A 13,695-nucleotide genomic window follows, 5' to 3' on the forward strand; every position below is an offset into this window, starting at 1 on the left:
GGACCGAGGTGATCCTGGTGTCTCCGGCCGCCCGGTGCCCGCTGCGCGCCCGGCACCGGACCCCGTGACGCACGTCTGAACTCCAGCGCCCCCGCCCGCCGTGGGCCCGCGCTGCCGTGCGCCCGGGACATCGCGCAGCCCTCTTCCGGACCATCCGAAAGGCCACCGGCCGTGCGCACGCACACCTTCACCCAGACCCTCGCCACCGTCCGCAACCTCGGCATCCTCGCCCACGTCGACGCCGGCAAGACCACCGTCACCGAGCGGATCCTGTACGCCACCGGCACCACCCACAAGCGGGGCGAGGTCCACGACGGCACCACCGTCACCGACTTCGACCCGCAGGAGCGCGACCGGGGCATCACGATCTTCGCCGCGGCCGTGAGCTGCGACTGGGACGGGCACCGCGTCAACCTCATCGACACCCCCGGCCACGTCGACTTCGCCGACGAGGTCGAGCGGGCGCTGCGTGTGCTGGACGGCGCGGTCGCCGTGTTCGACGCCGTCGCCGGGGTCGAGCCGCAGAGCGAGTCGGTGTGGCGGCAGGCGGACCGGCACGGCGTGCCGAGGATCGCCTTCGTCAACAAGCTGGACCGCGCCGGCGCGGACCTCGACCGGGCGGTGGAGTCGATCAGGGAACGACTGCACCCGGTACCCCTGGTCGTGCAGCTGCCGATCGGCGCCGAGGACGGTTTCCGCGGGGTCGTCGACCTCGTACGGATGCGGGCGCTGCTCTGGGCCGACGACGGCACCCGCACGGTCGGGGACGTGCCGGAGGACCTGCGGGCGGAAGCCGTACGACGTCGGCGCCTGCTGGAGGAGGCGGTGGCCGAGCTGCACGCCGAGGCGCTGGAGGAGTTCTGCGCGCGGGGGACCGTGTCGCCCGGGACGCTGACGGCAGCCCTGCGCGGGGTGACCCGCACCGGCGAGGGCGTGGTCGTGCTCTGCGGCTCGGCGTACCGCAACCGCGGTGTCGAGCCGTTGCTCGACGCGGTGGTGGCGTATCTGCCGTCGCCGCTCGACGTACCGCCGGTCCACGACACACATGACACACAGGAACAGCGCCCGGCCGACCCGTCGGCGCCGTTCGCCGGGCTGGCGTTCAAGGTGAGCGCCACGCCGACCGGACGGCTGACCTATCTGCGCGTGTACTCGGGAACGATCGGAAAGGGGGACACCGTGCTCGACACGAACGCCGGGCGCACCGAGCGCATCGGGCGGATCCTGCGCGTGCAGGCCGACCGGCACGCCCAGGTCGACCGGGCCGTCGCCGGGGACATCGTCGCGGTCATCGGGCTGAAGTCGGCCCGCGCGGGCGCCACGCTGTGCGCGCCGGAGGCCCCCCTCGTCCTCGAACCGCCGGGGGTGGCCGACCCGGTGGTGTCGGTCGCGGTGGAGGCACGCAGGTCCACCGACACGGACCGGCTGGCCGGCGCGCTGGCCCGACTGGCGGAGGAGGACCCGTCGCTGGTGGTGCGCACCGACCCCGAGACCGGGCAGACGCTGCTGTCCGGGATGGGCGAACTGCACCTGGAGGTCGCGGTGGAGAGGATCAGGCGCGAGACCGGCCTGGACGTCGCCGTCGGGCGCCCGAGGGTGTCGTACCGCGAGACCGTCGGCGGCGGCGTGCGCGGGTTCGTCTTCCGGCACGTCAAACAGGACGGCGGCGCGGGCCAGTTCGCGCACATCGTCCTCGATGTCGAGCCGCTGGAGGCCGGGTCCGGCTTCGAGTTCCGCTCGGCGGTGGTCGGCGGCCGGGTGCCGCAGGAGTACGTCCGTGCCGTGGAGGCCGGCTGCCGGGACGCCCTCGGCGAGGGCCCGCTCGGCGGGCACCCGGTGACCGGGGTGCGGGTCACCCTGACCGACGGGGCGACGCATGTGAAGGACTCGTCCGACACGGCGTTCCGCACCGCCGGGCGCCTGGGCCTGCGCGACGCGCTGCGCTCCTGCGCGATGGTGCTGCTGGAACCGGTGGTCGAGGTGACGGTCACCGTGCCGGAGGACGCGGTCGGCACCGTCCTCGGCGACCTGGCGGCACGCCGCGGCCGCGTCTCGGGTTCGGTCACCCGGGCGGGCGCGGCGGTCGTCACGGCGACCGTCCCGCTGGCCGAACTCTTCGGCTACGCCACCCGCCTGCGCAGCCGCACCCAGGGCCGAGGCACCTTCACAACCCGCCCCACGGGCTACGCCCCGGCCCCGGCCGCACCGGCCACCCGGTGACCAAGGCGGTGGCCCCACCCGCACTTCGGGTGGGGCCACCCGCTCCTTCGGTGCGAGGACTTCGGGGGCCGGGTGAAGGAGCCCGCTGCTGCCGGGGGCCGCACCTATCTGGACCGCGCCGACAGCCTTGGCCGGCGTGATGGGCAGCCGGAACCCACGACTGATCGGGTGCAGATCCACGTCGTGGGTTCCGGCCTGCCCGGCACGCACGCGCCCGTTTATGGCGGACCGTCAGGGATACGACACCACCGTCGAAGGCACCGTGGACGTCCCCGACGTCGGGGAACCCGTGTCGTTGATGACGCACTCGTACTGGCCCTGGCCGCCCAGGGAAACCACCAGCAGGTTGTGGAAGCGGACGTCCGGGCGGACCGGGGCGGCGAAGCCGTGGTGCTGGACGATCGTCGGGTCGACGTTGTAGTAGCAGTAGCTGCCCAGGCCCCAGCCCTCGTGCGAGGTCACGGCGTCGCCGACGCGGTAGGCGGCGTAGCCCTTGGTCGAGCCGTTCTGGATGGCGGCCTGGTTCGGGGCGTCGTACGCCTTCTCGTTCTGGAAGAAGATCGTGCGGCCGCGCTGGCCGAACCACTGCACGTCGTACTTGTTGAAGTGCTCGACGAACAGGCCCGTCGCCAGGACGTCGTCGCCGTTGACGACGACGCCGTAGTCGGCGCGGTTGGTCTCCCAGCCGACGCCGTCGCCGTGGTCGGCGCGCCACACCCACGTGTGGTCGATGATCGTGTGGCGGCTGTTGACGACCATGCTCGTGGTGGCCTTGCCGGGGCCCGCGCCGCCGATGCGGATGAACACGTCCTGGACGGTGGTCGGGTTCGCGGAGTGGTCGCGGGACGCGCCGCGCGGTCCGATCTCCAGCAGGGTGGGGGAGTTGACCGGCCCGGCGTCCACCAGGAAGCCGGCCAGCCGGACGCCGTCGACGTCCGCGACCTTCACCGCCGTGACACCGCCGTCCGGGATGAGGGTCGCGTAGCCGAGGCCCAGGACGACCGTGTTCGCCCGGTTGATCCGCAGAGGTTCCGACAGGTGGTAGATGCCGGGGGTCAGAAGCAGGTGCAGACCCTGCTCGAGCGCCTGGTTGAGCGTCGCCGCCGAGACGCCGGGGCGCGCGACGTAGAACTGCGTGAGCGGCAGGGAGGTGCCGCGCGGGGTGCCGTTGCCCCAGGTCACGCCGCGCGCGTTGGTCCGCTTCTCGGGCAGGAAGACCCGGTACTCGCTGCCCTGGAGGTACAGGAACGGCTTCTCGCGGGAGACCGGCGTGGTGGCCAGGGTGGTGTACGGCGGGTTGGGGAAGCTCTGCGCGGGGGCGCCCTCGACGCCCGAGAACACCATGTTCCAGACGCCGTTGAGCCAGCTGCCGATCGCGCTGTCGCGGGTGTACCACTGCTGCTGCGAGTACGGGCCGACCTGGCCGTCGATCCGGCTGTCGGCGATGTAGCCGCCGCTGGCCCAGCCGTAGCCGCTGGGGGCGAGGTTGAGGCCGCCGCGGACGTGCATCCGGCGGAAGGGGGCCGCCTGCGCGACCGCCCAGCGGTTGGTGCCGTTGGCAGGCACCAGGGCGAGGTTCTCCGCCGAACGCCAGAAGTTCTGCGTCGCGTTGCCGTTGAACCAGCCGGCGTCGACGGTGACGTCCCCGTTGATGGTCGTGTCGTCGGGGGAGAGGCCGAGGCCCGCGATGGACGTGTAGAAGCCGAGCTGGGCGTTGAGGCCGCTGTAGGTGCCGGGCTTGAACAGCAGGGCGTAGCGGCCGGTGCCGAACTGGGCGGACTCCTGCTGCCGGAACACCTCGTCGAGGCGGTCCTGGATGCCGGGGGTCGACGGGTCGAAGACGAGGACGTTGGGGCCGAGGTCGCCACCGCCGGGCAGGGCGCGCGGCTTCTTGCGGGGCGCCGGCGCGGCGGCGGCGCGGCTCGCCGGACCCAGCACCACGGGTGCGGCGGTGGCGGCCGCGGCGGCGCCCAGCAGAGTGCGGCGGCCGACCTGGGGCGGGCGTGACGAGGACGGGGAGGAATCAGGCATGGGGCGGCTCTCCTGGTTCAGGAAGTGAACGTGGTGGGGGTACGGGAGCGCTCTCTCGCCGCTGAATGGTTCAACCCCGAAATGAAAGAGTCAAGAGGTTGGACAGAGGTCCGGCAAGTGCGTCCAAAGCCTTGACGCCGCCCCGCTCAAGGGCTTAACTCACGCTCTAAATTAAGCAGTGAAACCCCCGGAAGGGACACCGGAGCCATGCGTACAACGCGAGCCGCGGCCGTAGCTGCCGTCACCATGTCTCTCGCCCTGGCCGCCACGGCCTGCGGAGGCGGTTCGTCGACCGACGGCGGGGGGTCGAACGACTCCCCGAAGACCCTCACCTACTGGGCCTCGAACCAGGGCGCCAGCATCGAGGTCGACAAGAAGGTCCTCCAGCCCGAACTCGACAAGTTCGAGAAGGAGACCGGCATCGAGGTGAAGCTGGAGGTCGTGCCCTGGTCCGACCTGCTCAACCGCATCCTCACCGCCACCACCTCCGGCCAGGGCCCGGACGTGCTGAACATCGGCAACACCTGGTCCGCCTCGCTCCAGGCCACCGGCGCCCTCCTGCCGTGGGACAAGGCCCAGTTCGACAAGATCGGCGGCAAGGACCGCTTCGTCGACTCCGCGCTCGGCTCCACCGGCGCCGAGGGCCAGGACCCGGCCGCCGTCCCGCTGTACTCGATGGCGTACGCGCTCTACTACAACAAGAAGGCGTTCGCCGACGCGGGCATCTCCGAGCCGCCGGCCACCTGGGACGAACTCGTCGCCGACGGCAAGAAGCTCACCGGTGACGGCAAGTGGGCCCTCGGCGTAGAGGGCTCCAACCCCTCCGAGAACATCCACCACGCCGTCGTCTTCGCCAAGCAGCACGGCGCCGACTTCTTCACCGCCGACGGCAAGCCCGACTTCACCTCCGACAAGGCCGTCGCCGGCGTCAAGCAGTTCGTCGACCTGATGGCCAAGGACAAGATCATCGCGCCCGGCAACGCCGAGTACGCGCAGAACCAGTCCGTCAGTGACTTCGCCAAGGGCAAGACGGCGATGCTGCTCTGGCAGTCCGCCTCCGCCAACCTCAAGTCCCAGGGCATGAGCGAGGACGCCTACGGCATCGCCCCGGTGCCCGTGCAGTCCGGCGCCCCCGGCACCGGCACCGGCGTCAACTCCATGGTCATGGGCATCAACATGGCCGTCTTCAAGAACACCGACAACATCGACGGCGCCACCAAGTTCGTGAAGTTCATGACGAGCGACGCCGAGCAGAAGGTCCTCAACCAGGCCTACAGCTCCATACCGCCGGTCAAGGGCGCCCAGGCCGACGCCGCCTTCAACACCCCGGCCAACGCCGTCCTCAAGGACACCCTCGCCAAGAGCGCCGTCGCCGCGCCGCAGGTCGCCGACGAGTCCCAGTTCGAGACCGCCGTCGGTACGGCCATCAAGGGGCTGTTCGCCGAAGCCGCCGCCGGACGCAAGGTCACGGAGGAGTCGGTGAAGGCCGCCCTCGAGAAGGCCCAGCAGCAGATGCCTACGAAGTGAGCACGATGACGACCACGGTCCCCACCGAGGCCGCGGTGCGTCCGAGCTCCCCCGGGACGGCGAGCGGCCCTCGCCGCCGTCCCGGGCGGATCCGCCGCATCGGCCTGCCCTACCTGCTCCTCCTGCCCGCCCTGCTCCTCGAACTCCTCGTCCATCTCGTGCCGATGGTCATCGGCATGGTGATGAGCTTCAAGGAGCTCACGCAGTTCTACATCCGCGACTGGACCACCGCCCCCTGGAACGGCCTCGAGAACTACAGCGTCTCCGTGGACTTCGACGCCCCGGTCGGCGCGGCGCTGCTCCACTCGTTCCTGGTCACGGTCGCCTTCACACTCCTGTCCGTCGCCCTGTGCTGGCTCATCGGCACCGCCGCCGCGATCTTCATGCAGGACACATTCCGCGGCCGGGGCCTGCTGCGCGCCCTCTTCCTGGTGCCGTACGCGCTGCCCGTCTACACCGCCGTCATCACCTGGGTCTTCATGTTCCAGCACGACAACGGCCTGGTGAACCACGTCCTGCACGACCAGCTCGGCCTCACCGACAAGCCGTCGTTCTGGCTCATCGGCGACAACAGCTTCATCGCGCTGCTCACCGTGTCCGTGTGGAAGGGCTGGCCGTTCGCCTTCCTCATCGTCATGGCCGGCCTGCAGAACATCCCGAAGGAGCTGTACGAGGCCGCGTCCCTCGACGGTGCCGGCCTGTGGCAGCAGATCCGCCGGATCACCCTGCCGTCGCTGCGCCCCGTCAACCAGGTGCTCGTGCTCGTCCTGTTCCTGTGGACGTTCAACGACTTCAACACGCCGTACGTCCTGTTCGGCAAGACCGCGCCCGAGGCCGCCGACCTGATCTCCGTGCACATCTACCAGGCGTCCTTCGTCACCTGGAACTTCGGCACCGGCTCGGCGATGTCCGTGCTCCTGCTGCTGTTCCTGCTCGTGGTGACCGGCGTCTATCTCGTGATCACCTCGCGCGGACGGAGGACCGCCGATGTCTGAGTCCGCACCCTCCCTCGCCGGGGCGCACAGGTCCCCGATGGCACCGCCCCGGTCCTTCCTCTGGTCCCGGCGGATCTTCCTCACCCTGCTGACCGGCTTCGTCCTGGTCCCCGTCTACGTCATGGTCTCCAGCTCGCTCAAGCCGCTGGCCGACGTGTCGGGCACCTTCCGCTGGCTGCCCAGCGACCTGACCATCCGCCCGTACATCGACATCTGGTCGACGGTCCCGCTCGCCACGTACTTCGTGAACTCGCTCATCGTGGCGGGTGCGGCGACCGTCTGCTCGGTGGTGATCGCGGTCTTCGCCGCCTACGCCGTCAGCCGCTACGACTTCCGCGGCAAGCGCGTCTTCACGGTCACCGTGCTGTCCACCCAGATGTTCCCGGGCATCCTCTTCCTGCTCCCGCTGTTCCTCATCTACGTCAACATCGGCCAAGCCACCGGCATCGCCCTGTTCGGCTCCCGCGGCGGTCTGATCCTGACGTATCTGACCTTCTCCCTGCCGTTCTCCATCTGGATGCTGATCGGGTACTTCGACTCCGTGCCGCGCGACCTGGACGAGGCCGCCCTCGTGGACGGCTGCGGACCGCTCGGCGCGCTGTTCCGGGTCGTCGTCCCGGCCGCCGTCCCCGGCATCGTCGCCGTCGCCGTCTACGCCTTCATGACCGCCTGGGGCGAAGTGCTGTTCGCGTCCGTCATGACGAACGACACCACCCGCACCCTCGCCGTGGGCCTCCAGGGCTACTCCACGCTCAACGACGTGTACTGGAACCAGATCATGGCCGCCTCCCTCGTCGTGAGCGTCCCCGTGGTGGCCGGCTTCCTCCTCCTCCAGCGCTACCTCGTCGCCGGACTGACCGCGGGCGCCGTCAAGTGACCGAGCAGCCCCGCCCCGAGTGCCACCCCCGCCCCGAAAGGAACTCCGTGCCCGACCGTATCGACCTCGCCGCACTCCCGAACGACTTCCTCTGGGGCACCGCCACAGCGGCGTACCAGATCGAGGGAGCCGTGGCGGAGGACGGCCGTTCCCCGTCGATCTGGGACACGTTCTCGCACACCCCCGGAAAGATCGACAACGGCGACACCGGGGACATCGCCTGCGACCACTACCACCGCTGGCGCGAGGACCTCGCCCTCATGCGCACGCTCGGCACCAACGCCTACCGCCTGTCCGTGGCATGGCCTCGCGTCCTGCCCGGCGGCGACGGCCCCGTGAACGCCAAGGGATTGGCCTTCTACGACGAGTTGGTGGACGCCCTGCTGGAGGCGGGCATCACCCCGTCCGTCACCCTCTACCACTGGGACCTGCCGCAGGCCCTCCAGGACCGGGGCGGCTGGCCCGAGCGGGCGACGGCCGAGCACTTCGCCGAGTACGCCTCGGTGGTGGCCGCCCGGCTCGGCGACCGCGTACGCCACTTCGCCACCCTCAACGAACCCTCCTGCTCGGCCTGGATCGGGCACCTGGAGGGCACGATGGCCCCGGGCCTGACCGACCTCACGGCCGCCGTCCGCGCCTCCTACCACCTCCTCCTCGGCCACGGCCTCGCCACCCAGGCGATCCGCGCCGCAGCACCCGGCGCCGAGGTCGGCATCGTCAACAACCTCTCCACGGTGTTCGCGGCCGGCGACCGCCCCGAGGACGCGGCCGCCGCCCGCCGCCACGACGGCCACGTCAACCGCTGGTGGCTCGACCCGATCCACGGCCGCGGCTTCCCGTCCGACATGGTCGAGACATACGGCGTCGAACTCCCTCAGCAGCCCGGCGACTTGGAGACGATCGCCGCCCCGCTGGACTGGCTCGGCCTGAACTACTACTTCCCGGCGTACGTCGTCGACGACCCCGAGGGCCCGGCCCCGTACGCCCGCTCGGTCCGCCGCCCCGACGTCCCGCGCACCGGCATGGACTGGGAGATCGACGCCGGCGGCATCGAGACCCTGCTGCTGCGCCTGGCCGAGGAGTACGGCGCCCGCAAGATCTACGTGACCGAGAACGGCTCCGCCTTCCCGGACGTCGTCCGCCCCGACGGCACGGTCGACGACCCGGAACGCCAGGACTACCTGGTCCGCCACCTCGCGGCCTGCGCCTCGGCCGCCCGCAAGGGCGCCCCGCTCGCCGGCTACTTCGCGTGGTCGCTCCTCGACAACTTCGAGTGGGCGTACGGCTACGCGAAGCGCTTCGGCCTGATCCACGTGGACTACGACACGCAGGTACGGACGATCAAGGGCACGGGCCATCTGTACGCGGACATCGTGCGGGCGCATGGGGGGAGGGTGCGGCGGGCGGCGTGACGCCCGCCGTGTGACGGGCGGTCAGCCGAGGTCGAGGCCACCGTCTCCCAGACGGTGGCCTCGGCGATCAGGCCCGTGTTCCGGCTGCCGCTCATCGCGCGGAGTTCATCGCGCGGAGTTCATCGCGCGGGGCTCATGGCTTGCGCACCGTGACCGTGTACGTATGGACGGTGGCGCGGTACTTCTCGTCCGGGGTGGGGCTGCCGCTCGGGAGGCCCGGACCCACCGGACGCGCACCTTCCGGAGGAGTGAGAGGGACCACCCCTCAGCCGGCGACGGGCGGTCGTGTCACGTCCGGTGTGAGAAGAGCGAGGTCCGGGTCGCCGAACTCGTCGCGCAGCGCCTGGAAGGCGGCCACCTTCTCCTCGCCGAAGCGGCGGACGCGGGCGGCGAAGGCGTCGGGGGAGAGGAACCGGTCGGGCCGTGACTTGGAGTGGAACTTGTCCGCGTACATCACCAGCCGCTCCTCCGGTGTCTCCGCCAGGTAGTCGGCGGGCGGCACGGGGAGGTTCTGGCGTACGACGTCCTCCCGGGTCACGCCGACACCGGTGTGGTGGGCGCAGAAACGGCACAGGACGGCGGGCAGGCCCACGCTCTCCAGCAGTTCCTGACCGAGCAGGCCGTGCCGGATGTAGTTCTTGTGGTCCAGCCGCCCGTCGGCGTCGTAGAGGCGGTAGACGCCGATGTCGTGCAGGAGGCAGCCGGCCCGGACCAGCTCCGCGTCCAGATGGGCGAGGTGCGGCGACGCCAGCAGCTGCTCGGCGACGCTCCAGACGATCTCGCAGTGGCGGTGGACGGAGGCGAACGCCTCGGTGGTCGGCGCGTGTTCCTCGTGCAGCGCGCGGATCTCTTCCGGTCCCGGTATGTGCATCCGGCGAGCGTAACAACCGCGGGTGAGCACGGGGGCGGGCCCTCAGCTCGTGACCAGTTCCCGCCGGGGCATGGGCTCCACGACCGCCGGCGCCACCCGCGTCGCCCGGTGCGTGCGCCACAGCCACAGCACGTCACGGCCGAACGACCACACCAGCAGGCCCAGGGCGAGCGCCGTGACACCGGCGTTCGCCAGGTGCGGCAGGAGCCCGGAGGCCGCCACCAGCAGCAGCACCCCCTGAAGGGCGGCGACCGTCTTGCGGGCCGTGCTCGGCGGCAGCGGCGTGTTCAGCCACGGCCAGACCCGCGCGGCGGCGACGAAGCCGTAGCGCATGGCGCCGATCAGCAGGACCCACGGGCCCTGCGACATGGACACGTACACGCTGAGCACCAGGATCAGGAAGGCGTCCACTTCCATGTCGAAGCGGGCGCCCAGCGCCGTGGAGGTGCCGGTGCGGCGGGCCACCTTGCCGTCCACGCCGTCGAGGATCAGCGCGACCGCGGTCAGGCCGACGAACAGCGTGACCGGCGGCGAGTCCTGGAAGGAGTCGGCGACCAGGGCCGTCACCCCGCCGACCAGGGTGGCGCGGCCGAGCGTGACCCGGTTGGCCGGGCCGAACGAGCGGAGCCTGGACCGGTGCAGGGCCAGGGAGAGCAGCGCCCAGGAGGCGACGGCGAAGGCGAGGCCGGTCAGCCAGCCCGCCGGACCCATGCCGATCGCCGATCCCAGCAGGGCCAGCAACAGGATCTGCACGCCCGCTCCCACCGCGGTCTCCTGCTGGACCAGCCTTGCTTCGTACGTGTTGTTCAGGGCCACCGCACATTCCTCCGGCCAGATGACAGAGTCGATCAAGGCCGCGTACTGTGCGCGGCCTGTGCACACCTCGGTACGTGAACAGCTCGCAGATCGTTCAGGAGGATCCCGATGAACCGCACCGCACGTGCGTTCTGGCTCAGCTCCCCGGGCGCCGGGGAGATCCGGGAGGTCACCCTGCCCGAGCCCGGCGAGGGTGACGTGGTCGTGCGGTCGCTCTACTCGGGGGTCAGCCGGGGCACGGAGACACTCGTGTTCCGCGGCGGCGTCCCGGAGAGTCAGCACGCGGCCATGCGGGCGCCGTTCCAGGAGGGCGACTTCCCCGCCCCGGTGAAGTACGGCTATCTCAGCGTCGGGGTGGTGGAAGAGGGGCCGGACGACCTGGCCGGACGTACGGTCTTCTGCCTGTATCCGCATCAGACGCGGTACGTCGTCCCCGCGAGCGCGGTGACCGTGGTCCCGGACGCCGTGCCCGCCGCACGGGCCGTCCTCGCCGGCACCGTCGAGACCGCCGTCAACGCCCTGTGGGACGCGGCGCCGCTGGTCGGCGACCGGATCGCCGTGGTCGGCGGCGGCATGGTGGGCTGCTCGGTGGCCGCCCTGCTGGCCCGCTTCCCCGGCGTACGGCTGCAACTCGTCGACGCCGATCCGTCCCGCGCCGACGTCGCCAAGGCCCTCGGCGTGGACTTCGCGTCCCCCGAGGACGCGCGCGGCGACTGCGACCTCGTCGTGCACGCCAGCGCCAGCGAGCAGGGGCTCGCCCGCTCCCTCGAACTGCTCCGCCCCGAGGGCACCGTCCTCGAACTCAGCTGGTACGGCGACCGGCAGGTGGCCGTCCCGCTCGGCGAGGCGTTCCATTCCCGGCGCCTCGTCATCCGCAGCAGCCAGGTCGGCACCGTCTCACCGAACCGCGCCACCCGCACCTACGCCGACCGTCTCGCGCTCGCCCTCGACCTGCTCGCCGACCCCGCGCTGGACGCGCTCGTCACCGGGGAGAGCGCCTTCGAGGAGCTGCCCGACGTGCTGCCGAAGCTGGCGTCCGGGCACATCCCGGCGCTCTGTCACCGGGTCAGGTATCCGGACACGCCCTGACGCCCGTCTTTCCCCGCGGGCCGGCAAGAGCGCCTGACCTGAGAAAAGAGTGAGGACGCGCTGAACACGGGGAACCGAAGAGCCGTACTACACGGCATCCCCGGCGCCGATCGGCCGGGGACTAGGCGCACCGCACCTGGAGGGTCGTCCGTTGTTCAGCATCACCGTCCGCGATCACATCATGATCGCCCACAGCTTCCACGGCGAGGTCTTCGGGCCCGCGCAGCGTCTGCACGGGGCGACGTTCCTCGTGGACGCCACGTTCCGGCGTGAGCAGCTGGACGACGACAACATCGTCGTCGACATCGGACTGGCCACCCAGGAGCTCGGCGCCGTCGTTGCCGAGCTGAACTACCGCAACCTCGACAACGAACCCGACTTCGCCGGGATCAACACCTCCACCGAGTTCCTGGCGAAGGTCATCGCCGACCGGCTCGCGGAGCGCGTCGAGAAGGGCGCGCTGGGCGAGGGCGCGCGGGGTCTCGCCGGGATCACCGTCACCCTGCACGAGTCGCACGTCGCCTGGGCGAGTTACGAGCGTGCCCTGTGACCGACGTGACCCTGGAGAAGCAGCCGCGGCCCGAGAAGGTGACGCTCGGCTATGTGCCGGCGCAGCATTCCGTCCTGAAGAACGCGGAGATCATCCCGATGTCCCTGCGCTCCGTGCACTTCGTCATGCCGGGCGGCGTCGACGACCCGGCGGCCCCCAGCGGCGGCAACGCCTACGACCGACGGGTCAGCCTGGACCTGCCCGGGTTCGGCTGGCAGGTCCACAAGCACGCGGTGGCCGGCGCATGGCCCCGCCCCGAGGCCGCGGCCCGCGCCGAACTCGCCCGGACCCTAAGCGAGTTCCCGGACGGGGCCGTCGTCCTGCTGGACGGCCTGGTCGCCTGCGGGGTGCCCGAGATCGTCGTACCGGAGGCGGAGCGGCTGCGGCTCGCCGTCCTCGTCCATCTGCCGCTCGGCGACGAGACCGGCCTGGAGCCGTCCGTCGCGGCCGACCTGGACGCCCGGGAGCGCACGGTGCTGCGGGCCGTCGACGCGGTCGTCGCCACCAGCGACTGGGCGGTCCGCCGGCTCGTCTCCCATCACGGCCTCGCCCCCGAGCGGGTCCATGTCGCCGCCCCCGGCGCCGACATCGCGCCCCTCGCGTCCGGCACCGACGGCGTCTCCCGCCTGCTGTGCGTGGCCGCCGTGACCCCGCGCAAGGGCCAGCACCGGCTGATCGAGGCGCTGGCGACGGTGACCGACCTGCCGTGGAGCTGCTCTCTCGTCGGCGGCCTCAACCACGACCCCGAGTACGTCGACGGACTGCGCGACCTGATCGCCCGGCACGGTCTGACCGACCGTCTGGTCCTGGCGGGCCCGCAGGCCGGCGCCGAACTCGACGCCAGCTACAACTCCGCCGACCTGATGGTCCTCACCTCCTACGCCGAGACGTACGGCATGGCGGTGACCGAGGCGCTCGCGCGCGGCATCCCGGTGCTCGCCACCGACGTCGGCGGGGTGCCGGAGGCCGTCGGCCGGGCCCCCGACGGCGGTGTCCCCGGCATCCTCGTGCCGCCGGAGAACCCCGCCGCGATCGCCGCCGAACTGCGCGGCTGGTTCGGCGAGGCGGACGTACGACGCCGGCTGAAGGCGGCGGCCCGGGGGCGCCGGGCCGCTCTGAACGGCTGGGCCGGCACGGCCCGCAGCCTGGCCGCGGTACTGGGCCGACTGCCTGACGAACCGCGGAGGGCGGCATGAGCAAGACGGCGACGACACAGGGCGGGGGCACGATCCCGGCCCAGCCGGGACCCAGGGACGCGGCCGGTCCGGCACGCCGGGGACCCGACAGCGGGATCGTTTCGGCGGAGG

The 13,695-nt window shown here is 71.5% G+C and carries 11 protein-coding genes; 8 read left to right on the forward strand and 3 right to left on the reverse strand.

Annotated features, from left to right (window positions below):
* Nucleotides 1-171: 171 nt before the first annotated feature.
* Entirely contained in the window at nt 172-2,220 is a 2,049-nt protein-coding gene (fusA, locus tag KBY32_RS00410; RefSeq protein WP_210978383.1) for an elongation factor G, read from the forward strand.
* Nucleotides 2,221-2,451: 231 nt separating this feature from the next.
* On the opposite strand, the gene KBY32_RS00415 is transcribed toward fusA, so the two are convergent.
* Nucleotides 2,452-4,251 (reverse strand): coagulation factor 5/8 type domain-containing protein, encoded by a 1,800-nt coding sequence (locus tag KBY32_RS00415; protein ID WP_210978384.1) that lies wholly within the window; start codon nt 4,249-4,251, stop codon nt 2,452-2,454.
* Nucleotides 4,252-4,458: 207 nt separating this feature from the next.
* Here KBY32_RS00415 and KBY32_RS00420 point away from each other — a divergent pair, with 207 nt between their 5' ends.
* The 4 genes from KBY32_RS00420 to KBY32_RS00435 are packed head-to-tail and all read left to right on the forward strand — an operon-like array spanning nt 4,459 to nt 9,062.
* Nucleotides 4,459-5,778 (forward strand): sugar ABC transporter substrate-binding protein, encoded by a 1,320-nt coding sequence (locus tag KBY32_RS00420; protein WP_210978385.1) that lies wholly within the window; start codon nt 4,459-4,461, stop codon nt 5,776-5,778.
* Between the two features lie 5 nt (nt 5,779-5,783).
* Nucleotides 5,784-6,773: a carbohydrate ABC transporter permease gene (locus tag KBY32_RS00425; RefSeq protein WP_210978386.1), complete on the forward strand. Its 990-nt coding sequence runs from the start codon at nt 5,784-5,786 to the stop codon at nt 6,771-6,773.
* 37 nt (nt 6,774-6,810) lie between these two features.
* Nucleotides 6,811-7,650, forward strand: coding sequence for a carbohydrate ABC transporter permease (locus KBY32_RS00430; RefSeq protein WP_055619272.1), 840 nt, complete (start codon nt 6,811-6,813; stop codon nt 7,648-7,650).
* A gap of 47 nt (nt 7,651-7,697) precedes the next feature.
* Nucleotides 7,698-9,062, forward strand: a complete 1,365-nt coding sequence (locus KBY32_RS00435) for a GH1 family beta-glucosidase (protein ID WP_210978387.1) — start codon at nt 7,698-7,700, stop codon at nt 9,060-9,062.
* 265 nt (nt 9,063-9,327) lie between these two features.
* On the opposite strand, the gene KBY32_RS00440 is transcribed toward KBY32_RS00435, so the two are convergent.
* Both KBY32_RS00440 and KBY32_RS00445 read right to left on the reverse strand, forming a co-directional pair.
* Entirely contained in the window at nt 9,328-9,933 is a 606-nt protein-coding gene (locus KBY32_RS00440; protein ID WP_210978388.1) for an HD domain-containing protein, read from the reverse strand.
* A gap of 42 nt (nt 9,934-9,975) precedes the next feature.
* Nucleotides 9,976-10,749, reverse strand: coding sequence for a CDP-alcohol phosphatidyltransferase family protein (locus KBY32_RS00445; RefSeq protein WP_055619269.1), 774 nt, complete (start codon nt 10,747-10,749; stop codon nt 9,976-9,978).
* A gap of 108 nt (nt 10,750-10,857) precedes the next feature.
* On the opposite strand from KBY32_RS00445, the gene KBY32_RS00450 reads away from it, so the two are divergent.
* From KBY32_RS00450 to KBY32_RS00460, 3 genes are all read left to right on the forward strand, one after another.
* On the forward strand, nt 10,858-11,838 hold the full coding sequence (locus tag KBY32_RS00450; protein WP_210978389.1) for a zinc-binding alcohol dehydrogenase: 981 nt from the start codon (nt 10,858-10,860) through the stop codon (nt 11,836-11,838).
* Between the two features lie 151 nt (nt 11,839-11,989).
* Complete coding sequence (locus tag KBY32_RS00455; protein WP_055619267.1) at nt 11,990-12,388, forward strand: 6-carboxytetrahydropterin synthase; 399 nt, start codon at nt 11,990-11,992, stop codon at nt 12,386-12,388.
* A complete protein-coding gene (locus tag KBY32_RS00460; RefSeq protein WP_210978390.1) occupies nt 12,385-13,584 on the forward strand; it encodes a glycosyltransferase family 4 protein in 1,200 nt (399 codons plus the stop codon). Before KBY32_RS00455 ends, KBY32_RS00460 begins: the two co-directional genes overlap by 4 nt.
* Nucleotides 13,585-13,695: the final 111 nt, after the last annotated feature.

Source organism: Streptomyces sp. RK62 (assembly GCF_018070255.1).
In the GTDB taxonomy this organism is placed as follows: Bacteria; Actinomycetota; Actinomycetes; order Streptomycetales; family Streptomycetaceae; genus Streptomyces; species Streptomyces nigra.

Bases quoted from the DNA above. Each gene is read 5' to 3' on its own strand.
- KBY32_RS00415 (WP_210978384.1), bottom strand. From the start codon at position 4,251: ATGCCTGATTCCTCCCCGTCCTCGTCACGCCCGCCCCAGGTCGGCCGC.
- KBY32_RS00420 (WP_210978385.1), top strand. From the start codon at position 4,459: ATGCGTACAACGCGAGCCGCGGCCGTAGCTGCCGTCACCATGTCTCTC.
- KBY32_RS00425 (WP_210978386.1), top strand. From the start codon at position 5,784: ATGACGACCACGGTCCCCACCGAGGCCGCGGTGCGTCCGAGCTCCCCC.
- KBY32_RS00430 (WP_055619272.1), top strand. From the start codon at position 6,811: ATGGCACCGCCCCGGTCCTTCCTCTGGTCCCGGCGGATCTTCCTCACC.
- KBY32_RS00440 (WP_210978388.1), bottom strand. From the start codon at position 9,933: ATGCACATACCGGGACCGGAAGAGATCCGCGCGCTGCACGAGGAACAC.
- KBY32_RS00450 (WP_210978389.1), top strand. From the start codon at position 10,858: ATGAACCGCACCGCACGTGCGTTCTGGCTCAGCTCCCCGGGCGCCGGG.